This window comes from Qipengyuania sp. NPDC077563 (assembly GCF_044901345.1).
Taxonomy (GTDB): Bacteria; Pseudomonadota; Alphaproteobacteria; order Sphingomonadales; family Sphingomonadaceae; genus Qipengyuania; species Qipengyuania aestuarii.
The window spans coordinates 20,247-37,468 of the sequence record NZ_JBJDPC010000004.1; the positions used below are offsets into that span (position 1 = coordinate 20,247).

Genomic DNA, 17,222 nt, shown 5'->3' on the forward strand with positions numbered 1-17,222 from the left:
CCTGATGGTGTGCGAAGAATACGATAGGCTTGAGCAAAGGTAGAACTCCGTCAGACATCGTCATGCGGGGTGAGCTTGGCGATCAGCGAACGCACAGTACCAAACAGCATCGAGACCATCGCCACCAAACCGGCGCTAAGGATCACGACTATCCAGTACAGCACTTTGTAGAGCATCGGAAACCAACGAGCCGGAACATCCTCGAATTCGCCAATCGGCATTGTCATCAGCAGCAGCATCACGACAGCCCCGGCCAGAAGCACCGTCGAAAGAGCAGCGATCCGGTAAATCTGCCTGTACATCAGAGGATCGAATTCGGCGTTAGCACGGCGCACCAGCCCCAGCAGGGTCAGCATGAGAGCAAGCGTTGTAGCAGCGCTCGAAGCGATCGCACTTCCGAGATAAAGCGCTGGGCTGGATAACGCGGAGATCATCTTCCGAGCTTCCAATGAGGAATAAATGGCGCCGGACGCGAAATGGCCAGCCAATCCCACCAGAAGAATTCCGATTGCTGGTCCAAGGGTCGTCGCAATTCTTTTCATGCTACGTCCCCGCTCTTTGCGTCAGTCCCTCGGCGGGGGTGTTTCCTTGGGCCGAGGTAGCGATAAACACCCCATAGGTTGATCAGCAGCAACGCAATGTTCTGCCAACCAATTCCCTGGGCATCTTCGCTCAAGAAGCCCCATGCCGTGAGTGCGAGCGACGATGAAACGAACAGAACAAAGGCCCATCCCGTAACACGTTTGCTCACATTCGATGCGACGATCAAGGCAGCAATGACGGCCGCAATCGCGCCGTACCATTCGAGAATATCGAGCATCGCGTCAGCTGCTCACGGTGAAGTCGATGGGTTTGAATGTCCCCCCATTCGATGCATAGGCGGCGCAAGCGGTGAGCCCGATCACAAGGTCCATCTCGGCTCGGAAGCGGGTAAATGTGCCTGGCGTGGACCGGGGCGGGTCGACCGAAATTGTACCATCGCCAGCGACCGGCACGTTCATGAATACGTTGAAAGCCGTGGGAATGGCGTCCCTAGCCACGCCGTAGGGAGCGAGCGCGTGCGCCAGATTTCCGAAACAACCTCGATGGATCGGCTTGTCCGGATAGAAATGCCGGAAAGTGTCTTCGGAACACGGCGTAAGCAGGAAATCATGGGCTGGGGCGGTATCTTCCACGATGGTGAGCATCGGGTTCGACCTGTTCGACCAAAGGCGCGCACCCGTGGTGAGCATGATCCGCTCCTCGTAGTCAAAGGTCCGGCCATTCGATAAGATTTCCAGTGGATCAGAACGCGACACTGCCAGCAGGTCGCTGACCTGGCCACCCTCCGGATCCGTCACAGTGAGGACCTGCCCCTTTGCGATTTCGATCGCGGTGCCTGTACGTGGTGGAATGCGAGTCATGATTTGGTCCTTGGATCCGAAAAAGGGCAGGCCCAATCTTTTGAAACTGCACGGCCGCTATACTGACGTGCTTCACTAACAGTGCCATGACGCGAAAGCATGGGGTTCAGCGACCCATCCAGCTTTATATCCCGCTTCAGAATGGTTTCTCGCATACGTTCGTAGCGCTGCGATGCCCGTAGCGCCTCGAACTGATCATGCAGATTGAAGACAAGCGTTGGATGCGGCGTGCGGCGCGCTTTTCGAGACGCGCCTGGATGCATTCCGACCACAAAATAAGCCTTCCCCCCGAAACTCATAGAGAAGTGAGGATCCGCTGGATCGCTGCTGACTTGAGGATCGTAGCGCTGTCCGCGCCAGCCGTCTTTTGCAGCAAGCGAATTGAGCCGTTCCCACATCGCTTTTTCGAACTGCACTTCGCTCAGGTCTTTGGGGCCAGAAAAGACCACGGCCAGACTGCGAAGGCCGCTAGGATCTTCAGCATAGGCGCTGCTCCAATCGAGCAACGCCTCGTGGATTTCCAGGTCGTTCCATGCACTGGTAAGCGCCCGGGCGGTCAATACCTTCAGTCGCCCCGTAGCGAGAGCGGACTTGGCCCCGACACATGGAAATCCATCCTCGGAGATGTGCTCGCGCAATGTATCGACCAGTGCAGGCTTTTCGTCAGCCCCAATCGCGGCGTTTTGAATTTCTGTATGGCCTATCATCGCCTGCCCGACGATCCTCCGGCCAATTCGTTTCGGCCATACAACATCGATCAAGCAGAACCCTGTGCAGTCGAAGGCTAAGGCGCATCCTGCAACTACGGAGATCAAGATTGCAGAAGGGAAAATTCAGGCGTTTTCAAGTTTACGGTCAGCGCTGTAGCGGTACTAACGCGCTGATAAAGTTACTCGAACAGAACCTTAAAGAACTCCAGTTTACCGAGGAATACGGTTTCAAGCATTGGCTTGTTTCACCCGAGATCACCATTCCGGACGATGTCTTTGTCATCGTTATTGCGCGGCGCGTCGACCATTGGCTTCGCAGCTTGTACGCGACTCCTTGGCATGTACATCCGGACCTCAAGGCCATGACCTTCGGCCAATTCATACGCGCGGAATGGCGCACTGTTTGGGATCAAGACTTTTGGGGTATCGATAGGGAGCATCCGAAATTCGGCTCCCCGATCTTGGAGGAACTGTGTCCCGAATCCGGCGGCCCATTCGCCAATGCCATCGCAATGCGAACTGCCAAATTACAAAATTGGATTCGCGCCGCGTCGCGCGCACGCGGCCATCTCTTGGTCAGTCACGCCGAGTTAGTGGCGAATCCGGCCGGCTTAATTTCACGCATTGGCTCCGCTTCGAGAACCAGCACTAGAGGCACGTTCAAGCCGGTGACCTCGTACAAAGGACAGGGGAAAAAGGCCTTCAAGGCTTCCTCCTACGAGACGCTGAATGCAATGGACCACTGGCATGTATCGCGACATCTCGATGCGGATATCGAAGAACGATTTCAATATAATACCATAATTGCGTGAGGAATCTGCGGGCCCGGAAGATTTGTTTCTCGAAACTACAGCCGAGAGACGGTTGCGGATCGTAAAGCATCTAGCGGTGACTGCTTAGGTCAGCCTAGTCTGGTCAGGTTCTCCGCGACTTGCATACATCCAATTGTCCAAGGCAGCACCTCTTAGTGCCATCCGCTGCCGCGAGTATTAATCCCGGCGAGCGGTATGACGCTTTTCCGGACTATAGCAGCGATCGACTTCTTTCATGACTTCCTCAGTTGGGTCAGCCTTGCCCGATATGATCGAGATAGCGCCGGTACTCTCCAAAACCATGGCTCGTACATCGGATATGTTTTGGATACCTTGTAAGCGTATCTCGTAGAGAACGTCGCTTTCGCTAACACGCGTTTTCGCGAGCGCACCTTCGAGGATCTTGCCATCGTGCATCAACATGACGGGATCGTTTTCGATGAGGAGCTGGAAGGTTCGCGAATCACGCCGAAGAATTGCCAAAACCACTTGAGCAGTAAGCAACGCCAAGATCGCGCTGCACGCTTGGACAAGCGCAGTCCACTCCGTAACGGAAGCAGCAGATGCCAGGAGCGAACCGGTAGCAAGCGTAATAACGAAGTCGAAAGCGGTCATCTTAGAAAACGTTCGAAGACCGATTACCCGCACTACAAGGATTACCCAGATCAGCGTTAGAATGCCGAGCGCTGACCCGCGCAGGATTGCATCGGGGTAATCTGTTAAGCCAAACATGCGTTAATTTCCTTCGCTGCTACTTTCGAAAACACGACCTGCTTGGCCCGGCAAATAGCAAAACACCTCGAAGTTCCCCTTTTCGCTTCACCTTACCTACGCATTCGAAGGTCTAGCACCCTCGGTCCCACCGTCACCGCTGGGTACTTCTGAATACCGCGAGTGATAGGAATTGACGGAGGCCGCGCCTCATTGATCGACTGGGTAGCGGACCGGCAAGAATAGATTGTTCGCCCAATTGCGCGCGCTATCGGTCCCGGCTGTGGCCAGGCTGGGTAGAGTCCCATTGCCAGAAGTACGAGGGTCGCGAGGTAAACGCCACAAGTGGTCTTCTTTGCAACTTAACATTGAGGAGGGGCACGTCGCTAATGGCGAGTGCGATCTTGCTCTTAACGTGCCATGGCTCTGGAGAGGTGACCGCGCTGCACAGGATTAGGCAATAAGCTCCTCGCGGAGCGCCATCATGCACAACGCGGCTTGAGTTCAGAAAGCGGCCGTCAGCGAGAAGACCACCGCATTGTCAACGATCTCGGGTGTCGCGCCAGCCGCGACCGCGTTGAAATTGGAGATGTCGGTGTCGACATAGGTGACGCGCGCGATCAAGGCGTTCCAGCTTGCGCTCGCGCTCAGGGACCAGTCCGTATAGCCACCGCCGGGGGTGAGCGTCGTGTCGCCCTCGGACCGGCCGACATGCGCATCGAGCCCAAACGGGGTCCTCTCGATCGGCAGCGCGGCATCGGCGGAGACATAGAAATTGTCGTTGCCCCCGATCACATCCTGCGCGGGTGCGTAGGCAACGCCGAGCGTAAAAGCGGCGGGACCTGCCGCCAGAGCGAGCTTGGCATAGGGCTCGAAGAACTCGAATTCCCCGCCCGTCGAGCCCGGATAGGCATAATAGATCACCCCGCCATCGAGCGTGACGTCGTCGGCAACCTCGGTTTTGTAGCCGGCGTAAAGATCTAACTCGACATTGGAGCCGCCGAGCTCGCCGAATCCGTCGACGCTCGAAGCCCAGGTGCCGGCATAAAGGCCGCTCTCGTGGGTGACGCTGACCCATCCTTGCACCGCCACTTTCTCGTCCGACAGGTCGATCCCGCGAAACCGGTAGGAGGAAACGAGCGCCGTTCCGCCCGAGACCGTGACAGCGTCGGCCTCGGTCTGGACGGTTTCCTCCTGCACATCCTGAGCGAAAGCGGGCGTAGCGAGCGAGGCCGCAAGGGCGGCGAGGCAGATCAAGCGCATCGGGGAATCTGTCCTTGATGAAAGTGCGGCGACCATCGCCGCACCGTGCACATGGTCTCTCCTCATTTCGCCCATTAAATTGCCATGCGGATCGCCGGGGTGGCCCGTGAAATCCGCATGAAAGCCTAACGAAGCTGGCGCATTTTCACGCTCTTTTAATGCCACCGCACGCGATAGCCCCGCGAATTTTCATGCGCGCGAGGTCCAGAGCGGCTCCCAAATAAGGGAGCTGTTTCGCATGACATTCGATCTCATCCTCGTGGGGCTCGTGGCGCTCGGGCTCTTGGCCTATCTCACCGCGGTCCTCCTGCGGCCGGAGCGCTTCTGATGGAGCGCGCTGCCTCTGGCCAGACAGGGCTGTTCCAGCGCGAGCTGGTCGTCCCCGCGATCCGCGATTCTTTCGTGAAGCTCGATCCGCGCACGCTTGTGCGCAATCCGGTGATGTTCGTCACCGCGATCGTTTCCGCGACCGCGACGGTGATCCTGCTGCGAGGGATCGCCACCGGGGCCCAAGAGATCGGCTTCCAGGCCCAGCTGGCCTTCTGGCTGTGGCTGACCGTGCTGTTCGGCAACTTCGCCGAAGCGCTCGCCGAAGGGCGCGGGAAGGCGCAGGCCAAAGCGCTGCGCGACACGAAAGAGAGCCTTGTCGCCCGGCGGATTGGCAAGAACGGCGATACCGAGAAAATCCAGGCGACCGAGCTGCGCTATGGCGACATCGTGCTGGTCTGCGAAGGACAGCAGATCCCCGCCGACGGCGAAGTCGTGGCCGGGGTGGCCTCCGTAAACGAAGCGGCGATCACCGGCGAAAGCGCGCCCGTGATCCGCGAGGCTGGCGGCGACCGCTCGGCGGTGACCGCGGGCACCACCGTGATCTCGGACGAAATCCGGGTGAAGGTGACCGCCGAGCCGGGCAGCGGCTTCCTCGACCGGATGATCGCGCTGGTCGAAGGCGCGAGCCGGCAGAAGACGCCGAACGAGATCGCGCTGACGATCCTGCTGACCGGGCTGACGCTGATCTTCCTCGTCGCGGTGGGCACGCTGCCTGCTTTCGCCAGCTATGCCGGGGGAGCGATCGCGGTGCCGGTGCTTATCTCCCTGTTCGTGGCGCTAATCCCGACTACGATCTCCGCGCTGCTGTCCGCGATCGGGATTGCTGGAATGGACCGCCTGATCCGCTTCAACGTGCTCGCGAAGTCGGGCCGTGCCGTCGAGGCGGCAGGCGATGTAGGGACGCTTCTACTCGACAAGACCGGCACGATCACCATTGGCGACCGCCAGGCCAGCGAGTTCGTGATGCTTCCCGGGATCGCCGAGGCCGACCTGATCGAAGCCGCGCGTCTTTCGAGCCTCGCCGACACGACACCAGAGGGGCGCTCAATCATTGTGCTGGCGGGTGGTGACGATGTGCAACCGGGTGATGCCGAGCCGGTCGCCTTCACCGCGCAGACCCGCGTCAGCGGGGTCGATCTGCCCGGACGGACGATCCGGAAGGGCGCTGTCGACGCGGTTCTCAAGCTCGGCGAATTTCCCGAAGAGACGGTATCAGCGCTGCGCAAGATCACCGATCGGATCGCACAGGCCGGAGGCACCCCGCTCGCCGTGGTCGAGAACGGCCGCCTGCTCGGGGCGATCCATCTGAAGGACATCATCAAGACCGGCATTCGCGAGCGGTTCGTCGAACTGCGCCGGATGGGGATCCGCACGGTGATGATCACCGGCGACAATCCGCTAACCGCTGCGGCCATCGCTGCCGAGGCTGGCGTCGACGATTTCCTGGCCGAGGCGACGCCCGAAGACAAGCTCGCCTACATCCGCAAGGAACAGGCCGAGGGCAAGCTGGTCGCCATGTGCGGCGACGGGACTAATGATGCCCCCGCGCTCGCCCAGTCAGATGTCGGCGTGGCAATGAACACCGGCACGCAGGCCGCGCGCGAAGCGGGCAACATGGTCGATCTCGACAGCGATCCGACCAAGCTGATCGAGGTCGTCGGCATCGGCAAGCAGCTGTTGATGACGCGCGGCAGCCTCACCACCTTCTCGATCGCCAATGATGTCGCGAAGTATTTCGCGATCCTCCCGGCGATCTTCGTGGTGCTCTACCCCGCGCTGGGTGCGCTCAACGTGATGGGTCTCGCAAGTCCGCAGAGCGCGATCCTCTCTGCGATCATCTTCAACGCGATCATCATCCCGTTGCTGGTGCCGCTGGCGCTCAAAGGCGTCGCGTATCGCCCGATGCCTGCCGCCAGCCAGCTGCTGCGCAATCTCGGCATCTACGGCGTGGGCGGCGTCATCGCCCCCTTCGTCGGCATCAAGCTCATCGATCTCGCCGTCGCCGGCCTCGGCCTCGCGTAGGCCCGCGAAAGGACACTCCCATGCTTTCCGCAATTCTCACCACCATCCTGATCGTCGGCGGCACCGCGCTGCTGGCATGGCCACTCGGCATATACATGGCCGGGCTCTTTTCCGGCCGCTTCGCAAGCGCTGACGGGCTTTTCGTCCGCACGGTCGGCGGCGCGCCAGAACAGGACTGGAAGCAGTATTCGATCGCTCTTTTCGCCTTCAACATCGTGATGTTCGGCTTCGTCTTCGCGCTGCTGGCGACACAGCACATGCTGCCGTTCAACCCGGATGGTCAGGGCGCGGCAAGCCTGGACCTCGTGTTCAACACCACGGCCAGCTTCACCACGAACACCAACTTGCAGCACTATTCTGCCGAGAGCACCTGGAGCTATCTGGCCCAGATCGGCGGGCTGATGTGGCTGCAGTTCGTGTCTGCGGCGACCGGTATCGCCGCTCTCGCTGCGCTGGCGCGGGGCATCGGGCGCAAGCCTACCATGGGCAACTTCTTCGTCGACGTGCAGCGCGCTTCATTCTGCGTGTTGCTGCCGCTGGCGATGATCGTCGCGGCGGTGATCGCGTTGAACGGCGTACCGATGACGCTGCAGGGCGCAGCGCAGGTCACCACACTGGAAGGCGTGGCGCAGACCATCGCGCGCGGGCCTGCCGCCGCCTTCGTCGCAATCAAGCAGCTGGGCACCAACGGGGGCGGCTTCTTCGGCCCCAACTCCACGCATCCGCTGGAAAACCCGACCTTCTGGTCGAACGCGTTCGAGATGGTCGCGATCATCCTGATCCCGATGGCCTGCGTGTGGATGTTCGGGCGGATCATCGGCCGGCCCAAACATGCGATGGTAGTGTTGGGCGTGATGGCGGCGCTGCTGCTGATCAAGATCGTCGCGTCCGTCGGCTTCGAGACCGCTCCGACCCAAGCCTTCATGGACCTGCCGGTCGCGCAGGATGTCGGCAACCTCGAAGGCAAGGAGCTTCGCCTTGGGGCCACCTCCGGCCCGCTGTGGGCGGTGCTGACCACTTCGACCAGCAATGGTTCGGTCGGTGCGATGCACGACAGCCTCAATCCATTGACTGGGCTCGTGCCCATGGCGGGCATGTGGCTCAACGAGACCTTTGGCGGCGTCGGCGTCGGCATGATCAACATGTTCCTCTACATCGTCGTCGCGGTGTTCGTCGCGGGCATGATGGTGGGCCGCACGCCGGAGTATCTCGGCCATCGGATTGAGGGGCGGGAGATGCGGCTGGCGGTGCTGGCGCTGATCAGCCACCCGGTGCTCATTCTCGGCGGGACGGCGCTGTTCGCGGCGACCGCCTGGGGGCAGGACACGCTCAACAACGCCGGTGCGCACGGCTTCTCCGAGATCCTCTACGAATTCAGCTCGGCAGCCGCCAATAACGGTTCCGGGTTCGAAGGGCTGGGCGACAACACCGTACCATGGAACATCGCCACAGGTCTGGTGATGCTGATCGGCCGCTACCTGCCGATCATCGTTCCGCTCGCCATCGTTGGTTCGCTGATGGCCAAGCGCCGCAGTGCGGAAAGCGCGGGCACGCTGAGCGTGGAGAGCAGCACTTTCGGCGTGATGCTGTTCATCACCATCCTGATCTTCGGCGCGCTGACCTTCTTCCCCGCGGCCGCCCTCGGCCCCATCGCCGAACACCTCACGTTAATGCGCTGACGGCAGCCCAGACAAGGAACCGATACGATGAACTATGTCCTCCCTTCGCTCCGCCTGTGGCTGGCGACGATACTCATCTGCGTGGTTGGCTATACCGGACTGATGCTCGTCTTCGCTCAGACCATGGCCCCCTACCAAGCTAATGGCTCGATCATTGAAGTGGACGGCCAGGCCGTGGGCAGCGAGTTAATCGCGCAGGACTTCACCAAACCACGCTACTTCTGGCCGCGCCCCTCGGCCGCCGGTTACGACGGGATGGGCGCGGCGGGGAGCAACCTTTCGCCTACCAGTGCCGACCTCGCCGCCCGCGCGGCCCAGACGGTCGCGCGCTACGGCGCGACCGCTAAGAAGCCGATCCCTGCGGACCTGGTAGCCGCCTCGGGTGGAGGGCTCGACCCCCACATCTCGCTCGCCGGCACGTTCTTTCAGGCCGACCGGGTTGCCGCTGCGCGCGGGCTCGACGAGGCTCGGGTGCGCGACGTAATCGAGGAGCAGGCCGCCTCGCCTGGCGCGATCTTCGCGCCGGAGCGTATCGTCAACGTACTGCAACTCAATCTGGCGCTCGACCGCCTGAAAGAATAGGCGAGGCGCGATGGTCGAAGATCAGCCCACCAGCGATGCGAGTCGGTTCCTGCGGCTCGCTCGCGCCGAGGAACGCGGTCGCCTGACCGTCTATCTCGGCGCGGCACCCGGCGTCGGCAAGACCTACCGCATGCTACAGGACGCGGCACGGCGGAAGGCGGAAGGCGTCGACGTAGTCGTGGGTGTCGCCGAGACCCACGGACGGAGCGAGACCGCGGTGTTGCTCGAGCCGCTGGAAGTGATGCCGCGCCGCCATTACGACCACGACGGCCACCGGCTGGAGGAGTTCGATATCGACGCCGCGCTGGAGCGACGCCCGCATTTGATTTTGGTCGACGAACTGGCGCACACCAATACGCCTGGCTGTCGCCATCCCAAGCGTTGGCAAGACGTCGCCGAACTACTCGTTTCGGGCATCGACGTCGCAACCACTATCAATATCCAGCACCTCGAAAGCCTCAACGATATCGTTGCGGGGATCACCCACGTTCGCGTGCGCGAGACAGTGCCCGACAATATCCTCGAACACGCCGAGATCATCGCCGTGGATCTCCCTCCCGAAGCGCTGATCGAACGGATGGAAGCGGGCAAGATCTATCTGCCCGAAACCGCCAGACAGGCGCTGTCCAACTTCTTCACCCCCACTAAACTCGCCGCCCTTCGCGAGCTTGCGCTGCGCTATGCGGCGAGCAATGTCGATCGGCGGCTGAGCAATCAGCTCGAACTGAGCGGCGAAGGTGGCGGTTTTGTCTTCGGCAACCGGCTGACGGTGGCGGTTAGCCCTGGCAAGGGCGGTGCGCAGGTTGTGCGCGAGGCCAAACGTTTGGCCGACATGCTGCACGCCCCGTGGACCGCGGTGGTGATCGAAAGTGGCAGCGCGCGCGCGGTTTACGGTGCGCAACGAGAGCAATTGGCGGACAATCTCGCGCTCGCATCGTCGCTCGGCGCCTCGCTGATGACGGTCGCGGCGACCGATGTAGGCCAGGCGCTGGTCGATCAGGCGCGCGAATTGCGGGCGAGCCAGATCGTGATAGGCAAGAGCCGTCGCAGCCGCTGGTTCGAGTGGCGGCACGGCTCGATCGCGCAGGAGGTGATCCGCAAGGCCAAGGGCGTTTCGGTCCACGTCGTGCCGGTGGACGAAGCGGACGAGAAACCCGCGCAACCGAAAGACCCTTACTCCCAACGCAACAACATCTTCGCCTTTGGGTTGGTTGCCTTCACCATCCTCGGGCTGCATTTTGCCCAGCCGCTCATTTCGCGCAGCGCAATCGACTTGGTCCTGCTGCTGCCGGTGATTATCAGCGCAACCTTTCTCGGCATGCGACCGGGAATCTGGGCGTCGATATGGGCGGCGCTGGGCTACAATTTCTTCTTCACCCAGCCACTCTATACGCTCGACATCTACAGTACGGCAGACGTCGTGACCTTTATCGTCCTGTTCGCGGTGGCAGTGATCATCGGCGGGCTGGCTGGCAAGGTGCGCCGTCAGGCCGAAACCAGCGCGGGTGTTGCCCGGCTCAACGCCTCGCTGGCGCGCTTCGCAGGGCTGATGGGCGGGCTCTGCGACCGGGACGACACTGCGCGCGTCGCGTGCAGCGAGATCGGCGGCCTGCTCGATGTGGAGGCGATCATCGTTTCGATCGAGGATGACGGGCTGGTAGTGCGCGGCAACGAACACTATCGCCAACTCGACATGGTCGATGAGGCTGCGGCGAAGTGGGCGCTCGAAAACGGCGTGCCAGCGGGCCGCGACACAGGCACACTGAACGCAGCCGACTGGCAATTCCACCCGCTCAAGACCGCGCTGGGGATGATGGGCGTGCTGGGGATCGCACGGCCGTCGCAGCAGCGCGTAATCCGCCCCGACGATGCCACGCTGCTCGCCTCGCTGGTCGACCAGACCGCGCTTGCGCACGAGCGGCTTGTGCTCGAAGCGCGAGCGCGCGAGGTCGACGCTCTGCAACAGCGAGATCAGCTTCGCGGAGCCCTGCTCGGCAGTATCGCCCATGATCTGCGCACGCCGTTAACGTCGGTGATCGCCGCGACAGACGCGATCCCGTCAGAAGGCTCATTTGCCAGCGAGGTGCTGATCGCACGTGAGGAATCGCGCCGGTTGCAGCGCTTCCTGAACGATCTGCTCGAAGCCTCGAGAATCGAGCATGGCGAGATCCAGCCCAACATGGAGAGCGTGGACATGACCGATGTGATCGCCGCGGTCCTGCGCGATCTGCGGCAGGCCGGCCCCGATACGAGGGTCGAGACCGCGATCGATGCCGATTGCCCCTTGATCCATACCGACGCTCTGCTGCTCCGCCATGTACTGATCAACCTGATCGACAATGCGCTCAAATTCTCGCCGCGGTCGAGCAAGATTTTGGTTGAGTTCGATTGCAGGGACGATGACTTGGCGTTGCGAGTGCTCGACCGGGGCCCTGGCCTGCCGCCGGAATCTGCTGCGCTGTTCGACCGGTTCGAGCGGCTCGAAGGAACCGATCGCGTTGGCGGCTCGGGCCTCGGCCTATGGATTGCGAAAAACTTCGTCGAGGCGGTGGGTGGTTCGATTGCGGCGGAAAATCGCGAAGGCGGCGGCGCAATGTTCGCGATCGCGCTGCCCCTGGCTAGGGGCGTGTCCGAGGAGACCGCCGACCATGCGTAGCGACGTACTGATCATCGACGACGAGCCCGCGATCCGGCGTTTGCTCGTCGGCGCGCTCGACCGCATCGGGATAAGCCATGCCGAGGCGACGAACGCAAGCGAGGCACTACGGCTCGCAAAGCTTCAGCCGTCACCAATTGTGGCGCTGCTCGACCTTGGCCTGCCCGACCGCGACGGGCTCGAGATCATCCCGCAGCTCGCCGGTCTGGGTCTCGCGGTGATCGTTCTGACCGCGCGCGATGCCACCGAGGAAAAGGTCGCTGCGCTGGACCTGGGTGCCGATGATTTCGTTACAAAGCCATTTGACAGCGAGGAGTTGCTGGCACGGGTGCGTTCGGCGCTTCGGCGTAAGGCGGGGCCTCTCGCCGACAGCGCTTCGCGGGAATTCGCCGATGGCTCGATCAACCGCGAGGCGCATTATGTCACTTTGCGGGGCGAGAAAGTCGAACTTACTCCGCGCGAATTCAACCTACTCTGGGTGCTGGTCGACCGCCCGGGTCGGGTGGTCACCCACGATAGATTGCTCGAGACCGTCTGGGGGCCTGCGCACCGACAGGATTTGGACTATCTGCGGGTTGCAATACGTTCCCTTCGTCGGAAGATGGAGAAAGATGCGAGTAACCCGAGGTTGATCGTAAACGAACCAGGCGTTGGCTATCGCGTAGCCCCGTAACCCAAGGTCTGCGGCATTGATCTGATCCGATATGAGCGTCACATTGGACTGTCTGCTTACGGCCCAGCAGTTCCCTTCAGCTTGGGACCAACCCTGCGCAGGCCATCGTTTTGCAAACCGCTCAGGTGCAGCATTATTTTGATCCCAAAATGCGCGATGCATGCAGTATCACGCGAACGGTATCCTCTGGCTGATCCCACATCGGAAAGTGTCCGCTATGATCGACCAGTGCAGCGTGGCTTCAGAGAAGGCCTTGATGGAGCGATCCGCTTGCTGCGGTAGACACAACCGATCCTTGAAACCCCAGCCGATGACAAAAGTCGCAGCTGTTGCCGCAGGGCCCTCCTGCTTTGCGCCGTTGGCGAGGTCGTGTCCCAAGAGCCCGAGGTCGCCCTTAGTCCATGAACCAGGAGGAGAGGTTTACCGCGCCCAGTGCGCGTGTAGTGTGTCATGTAGCAGGAACATCTCGCACCGGACGTATGGCCCCCTGGATGTCCATATTGCCGAAAGCGAGGCCGAGAGCGGATAGTCCGCTGTCGGCCCAAATGCTGGCTTGCCTCCGTTGGCTTCTAGGCCGACGAACCTAACTGTGGTCAAAGCAGGTGACAGCGCTGGGCAACCAGAGCGTTTACAAATGGAGATTCCGAGAGCTGGCAATTTGCTCTGCGCTTACGCGACGATCTTTACCCATCGCGTCACAACTTTCATCAAGTTCACTTGGTACAAACGCGCGGCAGTGATGAAAGTCGACTGCTGACGCATTTTTCAGCCAAAAAGCCATACCACTATAATGCCTAGCACAATACCTAAGGCCAGTCGTTGAGTGTACCGTTTACGGTCGTCTTTTTCAGGATTAGGCATACAGTTCGTCAATGAAATCGAAAAGCCACACTGGCATGGCAACACCTCTTTTTCAGCGGAATTTATCAAGCCTCCTAAGCACAAAGCATGGCACATATTCGTTGGAATTCTTCAAAAGAGCGGAGACGCGGGCTTTGCCCACTTTATCGAAACGGTAACGGAAGGCTGGCTCATCCCAACGCTGGCGCAGCCGATCAAGCATCGCGGCATGACTTGGGTTGTCGTAGGCTGCTTTTAACATCTCAAAGCCTCTCCGGCCCCAATTCGAAAATCCATACGCAAGGTTCAACTCGCGATTTTCGATGTATTCGACCAGCCATTCAGCTTCATCTTCGCTACCTGGAGTGCCCCGTGCGATAGAATCCATTGCAATTCGGTTCTCGAAGCTGGTGATGTCGTAGCCAAGTCGGCGGTCGCCGTAGAGCGCAAATTCGCCTGCAGGATCACTGTAGGGTGTCGAATAGCCATTATAGCAGCCGACCTGTTCGAGCTCGGCGATCTTCATTTCGTCGGGAATGCCGCTGCGGAAAGTACCGTCAGCGTATTTGAAATCATTGCCTTCCTGACTGGAGAAGCTGGCCATCACCCCTTTCATCCGGCCGCTAACGCCCATCCATTCACGCCGGTATTCAACGGAAGCATTCATAGTCCCGAGCGATACGTCAGTTGTCAAATAGCCCTCGGTCTGACGACGCTTCCGTTCAGCGGCCAGCCAGCCAGCAAGCGTGTTCTTCTGGCCATCGAACGGAGCGTAAGTGCCGTCGCGCTCTGCGTCGCACCTCTCCTTCGATAGAGTGCCCAGATCACAAGCGAGCGGACGTCCGACAGCCAAACTGATTGGGCGCACATCGAACTTCGCCAGCATGGTTTGCGGCTGGTCGATCTCGGACCAGTGAAGCCCAACGAGTCCAAGGGTCGTCACGACGGCTGAAATCTGCGCCAGTCTATCGAGCCCGATCCAATTGGTCTTCGAACCCTTACGGATCCGAGGCAGCGCCCTCATCGGCGGCAGGTCGCGCAACAGGGAGGTGGCCTGCGCCTGGGACAGGGAAGGATTGCTCGCGAACTCCTCTGACCGCGGGGACGAATGGCTGTTGAAGACCATCGAACCGGTCGTACGAGCGAGCGCCGCCACGCGTTGCGCCACGGTCGGGTGGGTTGCATTGTCGCCATCGGTATCGCTGGCGATCATCATCGCATCGTCTTCGTTTCGCGCGCCCTCGACGCGATAGGCATGCTCGACCTTGACCAGGGCGGAGGCCATCGCACCAGGATTCTTGGTCAGCGAGACCGCTTCTGCATCGGCGATATATTCGCGGCGGGAAGATATCATCAGGCGCGACATCTGGCCCGCCCTGAGCGCGACCACGCCGATGAAGCTGCCGAGCAGCGCGAGCGGCAGCATCACCGGCACCGCTAGGGCCATCAATCCGTGGACCGGCGTAACCTGCATCGGGTTCGATCTGTGCATGTCAGTGAGTGCCGACATGAAAATGTTCGCCGCCGCCATCAACCGGATGTCGTTGTTCTTGATGTGGCTGAGCTCGTGAGCGAGCACGCATTCGAGTTCCTCGCGGGTCAGACTGTCGATCAGGTCCCGGGTAACGACCACCACCGCCTTCTTGCGCCCGATCCCGCAGGCGAAGGCATTGCGCGCTTCGCTCTCGATCACGCCGACGAAGGGCACTGGCAGCCCCCACGTAGTGATCAGCGGTTCGATCACCGCGCACAGATACGGTTCGTCGCGATTGTCGATAAAGTGGAAGCCGACCGCTTTTTTCACGGTCTCGATATGCCACCAGTACTTGACTGCGAACCAGACGACCGAGATCGCCAGAACTATCGGCGCGTAGCGGACGAGATAGCCGACCGTATTGAGAAACGGAGCGTGAAGCTGGTCGAAGATTACCAGCGGCAGGAACAGGATCGGGATCGCGATCAGTTGGACGGCGAGCATGAACGCCAGAAACAGACCGAGCGAACGTCCGTCATTGCTCCTGATCCAGCCGTAGAGGCCAGTCGGTACGCCTTTCGCCATGATCCCGCCCCCGGGCCTGCGCCCCGTTAGAACTGGACCGCCATCGGCTCGTCGATCAGCGTGCGCTCAATCCCCAGATCGTATTGCTGGCGGCTGTTGAGGCGCAGCTTCGCAGCGATCACATTGCCGGGGAACATGCGCAGCGACGTGTTATATTCCTCGATCGCGAGATTGTAGAATCGACGAGCCGAAGTGATGCGGTTCTCGCAATCGGTCAGTTCGCGGCGGAAATTGACGAATTCTGGCATCGTCTTGATTTCGGGATATTTGTCTAGCGAAGCCATCAGGGTGTCCAGCCGCGCGGTGAGGTTGCCCTCGGCCTTCAGCTTAATGTCCGCACTCATGCTGCCCAGCGCCTTGTTGCGCGCCTCAATCACGCCGAGGACCATGTCCTTCTCGTGATCGCGCACGCCCTTCACCGTGTTGAGCAGACTGGGTATGAGATTCTGACGATGCTTCAGGTGCACGTCGATATCGGCGAAGGCGGTGTCGCAGCGCTCGTCCAGCGCAACCAGCATATTGTGCATCGATTTAAATCGAAAATAGAGCCAGATGGCGCCCGTGATCAGCGCAGCGACCAGCCCCAGAACGACGTATAGCAGCGTTTCCATCGACAACCCCCATCGACTTGCGGTGTTCGGGCTCTTGGTTACTTCATGAGAATTAACAATTTTCTACCGGTCCGATCGTTAGCCGATTAACCGCATTTTAAAATCTGAATGGCAATAGTGTTATAATCGCACTCATACTGCAGGGGGTTTGAAATCATGGCTGAATCCGTACTCGCTCGCGTACGCCGCGTCCTCTCGGGCCGGATCGAGGACTCCGTCGACGCGATGGAGCGCGCCAATTCCGATGGTACGATGCGCGAAGCGATCCGCGAGGTCGATCGCGCCCTTGACGAGGTACGCGGCGATAAGGAAGCTGCCATGACGCGTCGCCTGCAAGCCGCGCGCCAGCAGGAGATGATCGGCACGAAGATCGATGAGCTGACGGGCAAGGCCAAGTTCGCGCTGCAGGAAGGGCGCGAGGACCTCGCCGAGGGTGCGCTCATTCGCCAGGTTGATCTTGAAAGCCAGTTCGCCAAGCTCGAGAAGCTGCAAGCGCTGAGCCGGATCGAGGAACAGAAGCTCGAAGAAAGCATGACCGCACTGCAGGCCCGCAAGTCGGAAATGGAAGAGGCGCTGGCTGCCTTCACGATAGCCCGCTCCGACGCCTCAATGGGCGGCGATGACGGGTTGGACAACAAGCTCGATATCGAGAAGAAGATTCGCCATGCCGAAGCGGCGTTCGATCGCGCCATGACCGGTGCTGGCGGCATCGAATTTTCTCGCAGCGATGCCAAGGCGATCAACGCCGTGGCCGAACTCGACACGATGCAAAAGGGCGCCACCGTAGCCGAACGTCTCGCCGCGCTAAAGCAGGAATCTGGCAAGGCCGCTTGACCTGATCTTCGGAACTTGATCGGACAGGCGGGACCGC

General features: G+C 60.6%; 16 protein-coding genes. 8 read left to right on the forward strand and 8 right to left on the reverse strand.

Features of this window, described 5'->3' with window-relative positions:
• Window positions 1-50 precede the first annotated feature (50 nt).
• Genes ACI2I1_RS14445 through gntA form a run of 4 tightly spaced genes read right to left on the reverse strand, consistent with a single transcriptional unit; the run spans window position 51 to window position 2,164 of the window.
• Complete coding sequence (locus ACI2I1_RS14445) at window positions 51-542, reverse strand: hypothetical protein (protein ID WP_404679687.1); 492 nt, start codon at window positions 540-542, stop codon at window positions 51-53.
• On the reverse strand, window positions 539-820 hold the full coding sequence (locus ACI2I1_RS14450) for a hypothetical protein (protein WP_404679688.1): 282 nt from the start codon (window positions 818-820) through the stop codon (window positions 539-541). The genes ACI2I1_RS14445 and ACI2I1_RS14450 overlap by 4 nt, the downstream gene beginning before the upstream one ends.
• 4 nt (window positions 821-824) lie before the next feature.
• Window positions 825-1,403 (reverse strand): DUF1989 domain-containing protein, encoded by a 579-nt coding sequence (locus ACI2I1_RS14455; RefSeq protein WP_221542238.1) that lies wholly within the window; start codon window positions 1,401-1,403, stop codon window positions 825-827.
• Complete coding sequence (gntA, locus tag ACI2I1_RS14460; RefSeq protein ID WP_404679689.1) at window positions 1,400-2,164, reverse strand: guanitoxin biosynthesis heme-dependent pre-guanitoxin N-hydroxylase GntA; 765 nt, start codon at window positions 2,162-2,164, stop codon at window positions 1,400-1,402. Before gntA ends, ACI2I1_RS14455 begins: the two co-directional genes overlap by 4 nt.
• Before the next feature lie 56 nt (window positions 2,165-2,220).
• On the opposite strand from gntA, the gene ACI2I1_RS14465 reads away from it, so the two are divergent.
• On the forward strand, window positions 2,221-2,925 hold the full coding sequence (locus tag ACI2I1_RS14465) for a hypothetical protein (protein ID WP_404679690.1): 705 nt from the start codon (window positions 2,221-2,223) through the stop codon (window positions 2,923-2,925).
• 177 nt (window positions 2,926-3,102) lie between these two features.
• Here ACI2I1_RS14465 and ACI2I1_RS14470 read toward each other — a convergent pair whose 3' ends face one another.
• Together ACI2I1_RS14470 and ACI2I1_RS14475 are read right to left on the reverse strand one after the other, a co-directional pair.
• Window positions 3,103-3,657, reverse strand: coding sequence for a DUF421 domain-containing protein (locus tag ACI2I1_RS14470; protein WP_404679691.1), 555 nt, complete (start codon window positions 3,655-3,657; stop codon window positions 3,103-3,105).
• 483 nt (window positions 3,658-4,140) lie between these two features.
• Entirely contained in the window at window positions 4,141-4,899 is a 759-nt protein-coding gene (locus ACI2I1_RS14475) for a TorF family putative porin (protein ID WP_404679692.1), read from the reverse strand.
• 238 nt (window positions 4,900-5,137) lie between these two features.
• On the opposite strand from ACI2I1_RS14475, the gene kdpF reads away from it, so the two are divergent.
• From kdpF to ACI2I1_RS14505, 6 genes are read left to right on the forward strand one after another with little or no spacing between them, the layout of a single operon-like run.
• Complete coding sequence (gene kdpF, locus ACI2I1_RS14480; RefSeq protein WP_197635597.1) at window positions 5,138-5,227, forward strand: K(+)-transporting ATPase subunit F; 90 nt, start codon at window positions 5,138-5,140, stop codon at window positions 5,225-5,227.
• Window positions 5,227-7,251: a potassium-transporting ATPase subunit KdpB gene (gene kdpB / locus ACI2I1_RS14485; RefSeq protein ID WP_404679693.1), complete on the forward strand. Its 2,025-nt coding sequence runs from the start codon at window positions 5,227-5,229 to the stop codon at window positions 7,249-7,251. The genes kdpF and kdpB overlap by 1 nt, the downstream gene beginning before the upstream one ends.
• A 20-nt stretch (window positions 7,252-7,271) precedes the next feature.
• Window positions 7,272-8,930 (forward strand): potassium-transporting ATPase subunit KdpA, encoded by a 1,659-nt coding sequence (kdpA, locus tag ACI2I1_RS14490; RefSeq protein ID WP_404679694.1) that lies wholly within the window; start codon window positions 7,272-7,274, stop codon window positions 8,928-8,930.
• Window positions 8,931-8,957: 27 nt separating this feature from the next.
• Window positions 8,958-9,512 (forward strand): potassium-transporting ATPase subunit KdpC, encoded by a 555-nt coding sequence (gene kdpC / locus ACI2I1_RS14495; RefSeq protein WP_404679695.1) that lies wholly within the window; start codon window positions 8,958-8,960, stop codon window positions 9,510-9,512.
• 10 nt (window positions 9,513-9,522) lie between these two features.
• On the forward strand, window positions 9,523-12,168 hold the full coding sequence (locus ACI2I1_RS14500) for an ATP-binding protein (RefSeq protein WP_404679696.1): 2,646 nt from the start codon (window positions 9,523-9,525) through the stop codon (window positions 12,166-12,168).
• Complete coding sequence (locus ACI2I1_RS14505) at window positions 12,161-12,841, forward strand: response regulator transcription factor (protein WP_404679697.1); 681 nt, start codon at window positions 12,161-12,163, stop codon at window positions 12,839-12,841. Before ACI2I1_RS14500 ends, ACI2I1_RS14505 begins: the two co-directional genes overlap by 8 nt.
• 913 nt (window positions 12,842-13,754) lie before the next feature.
• On the opposite strand, the gene ACI2I1_RS14510 is transcribed toward ACI2I1_RS14505, so the two are convergent.
• Both ACI2I1_RS14510 and ACI2I1_RS14515 read right to left on the reverse strand, forming a co-directional pair.
• Complete coding sequence (locus ACI2I1_RS14510) at window positions 13,755-15,740, reverse strand: M48 family metalloprotease (protein ID WP_404679698.1); 1,986 nt, start codon at window positions 15,738-15,740, stop codon at window positions 13,755-13,757.
• A 26-nt stretch (window positions 15,741-15,766) separates the two neighbouring features.
• Window positions 15,767-16,351: a LemA family protein gene (locus ACI2I1_RS14515; protein ID WP_404679699.1), complete on the reverse strand. Its 585-nt coding sequence runs from the start codon at window positions 16,349-16,351 to the stop codon at window positions 15,767-15,769.
• Window positions 16,352-16,507: 156 nt separating this feature from the next.
• Between ACI2I1_RS14515 and ACI2I1_RS14520 the strand changes: the two genes are divergently transcribed.
• A complete protein-coding gene (locus ACI2I1_RS14520; RefSeq protein WP_404679700.1) occupies window positions 16,508-17,185 on the forward strand; it encodes a PspA/IM30 family protein in 678 nt (225 codons plus the stop codon).
• Window positions 17,186-17,222 lie beyond the last annotated feature (37 nt).

What these genes read in the sequence shown, in the direction of transcription:
- ACI2I1_RS14520 (WP_404679700.1), top strand. Translation starts at nt 16,508, where the DNA reads ATGGCTGAATCCGTACTCGCTCGCGTACGCCGCGTCCTCTCGGGCCGG.
- ACI2I1_RS14470 (WP_404679691.1), bottom strand. Translation starts at nt 3,657, where the DNA reads ATGTTTGGCTTAACAGATTACCCCGATGCAATCCTGCGCGGGTCAGCG.
- ACI2I1_RS14515 (WP_404679699.1), bottom strand. Translation starts at nt 16,351, where the DNA reads ATGGAAACGCTGCTATACGTCGTTCTGGGGCTGGTCGCTGCGCTGATC.
- kdpA (WP_404679694.1), top strand. Translation starts at nt 7,272, where the DNA reads ATGCTTTCCGCAATTCTCACCACCATCCTGATCGTCGGCGGCACCGCG.
- kdpB (WP_404679693.1), top strand. Translation starts at nt 5,227, where the DNA reads ATGGAGCGCGCTGCCTCTGGCCAGACAGGGCTGTTCCAGCGCGAGCTG.
- ACI2I1_RS14450 (WP_404679688.1), bottom strand. Translation starts at nt 820, where the DNA reads ATGCTCGATATTCTCGAATGGTACGGCGCGATTGCGGCCGTCATTGCT.
- ACI2I1_RS14475 (WP_404679692.1), bottom strand. Translation starts at nt 4,899, where the DNA reads ATGCGCTTGATCTGCCTCGCCGCCCTTGCGGCCTCGCTCGCTACGCCC.
- ACI2I1_RS14505 (WP_404679697.1), top strand. Translation starts at nt 12,161, where the DNA reads ATGCGTAGCGACGTACTGATCATCGACGACGAGCCCGCGATCCGGCGT.
- kdpF (WP_197635597.1), top strand. Translation starts at nt 5,138, where the DNA reads ATGACATTCGATCTCATCCTCGTGGGGCTCGTGGCGCTCGGGCTCTTG.
- kdpC (WP_404679695.1), top strand. Translation starts at nt 8,958, where the DNA reads ATGAACTATGTCCTCCCTTCGCTCCGCCTGTGGCTGGCGACGATACTC.
- ACI2I1_RS14445 (WP_404679687.1), bottom strand. Translation starts at nt 542, where the DNA reads ATGAAAAGAATTGCGACGACCCTTGGACCAGCAATCGGAATTCTTCTG.
- ACI2I1_RS14500 (WP_404679696.1), top strand. Translation starts at nt 9,523, where the DNA reads ATGGTCGAAGATCAGCCCACCAGCGATGCGAGTCGGTTCCTGCGGCTC.
- ACI2I1_RS14455 (WP_221542238.1), bottom strand. Translation starts at nt 1,403, where the DNA reads ATGACTCGCATTCCACCACGTACAGGCACCGCGATCGAAATCGCAAAG.
- ACI2I1_RS14510 (WP_404679698.1), bottom strand. Translation starts at nt 15,740, where the DNA reads ATGGCGAAAGGCGTACCGACTGGCCTCTACGGCTGGATCAGGAGCAAT.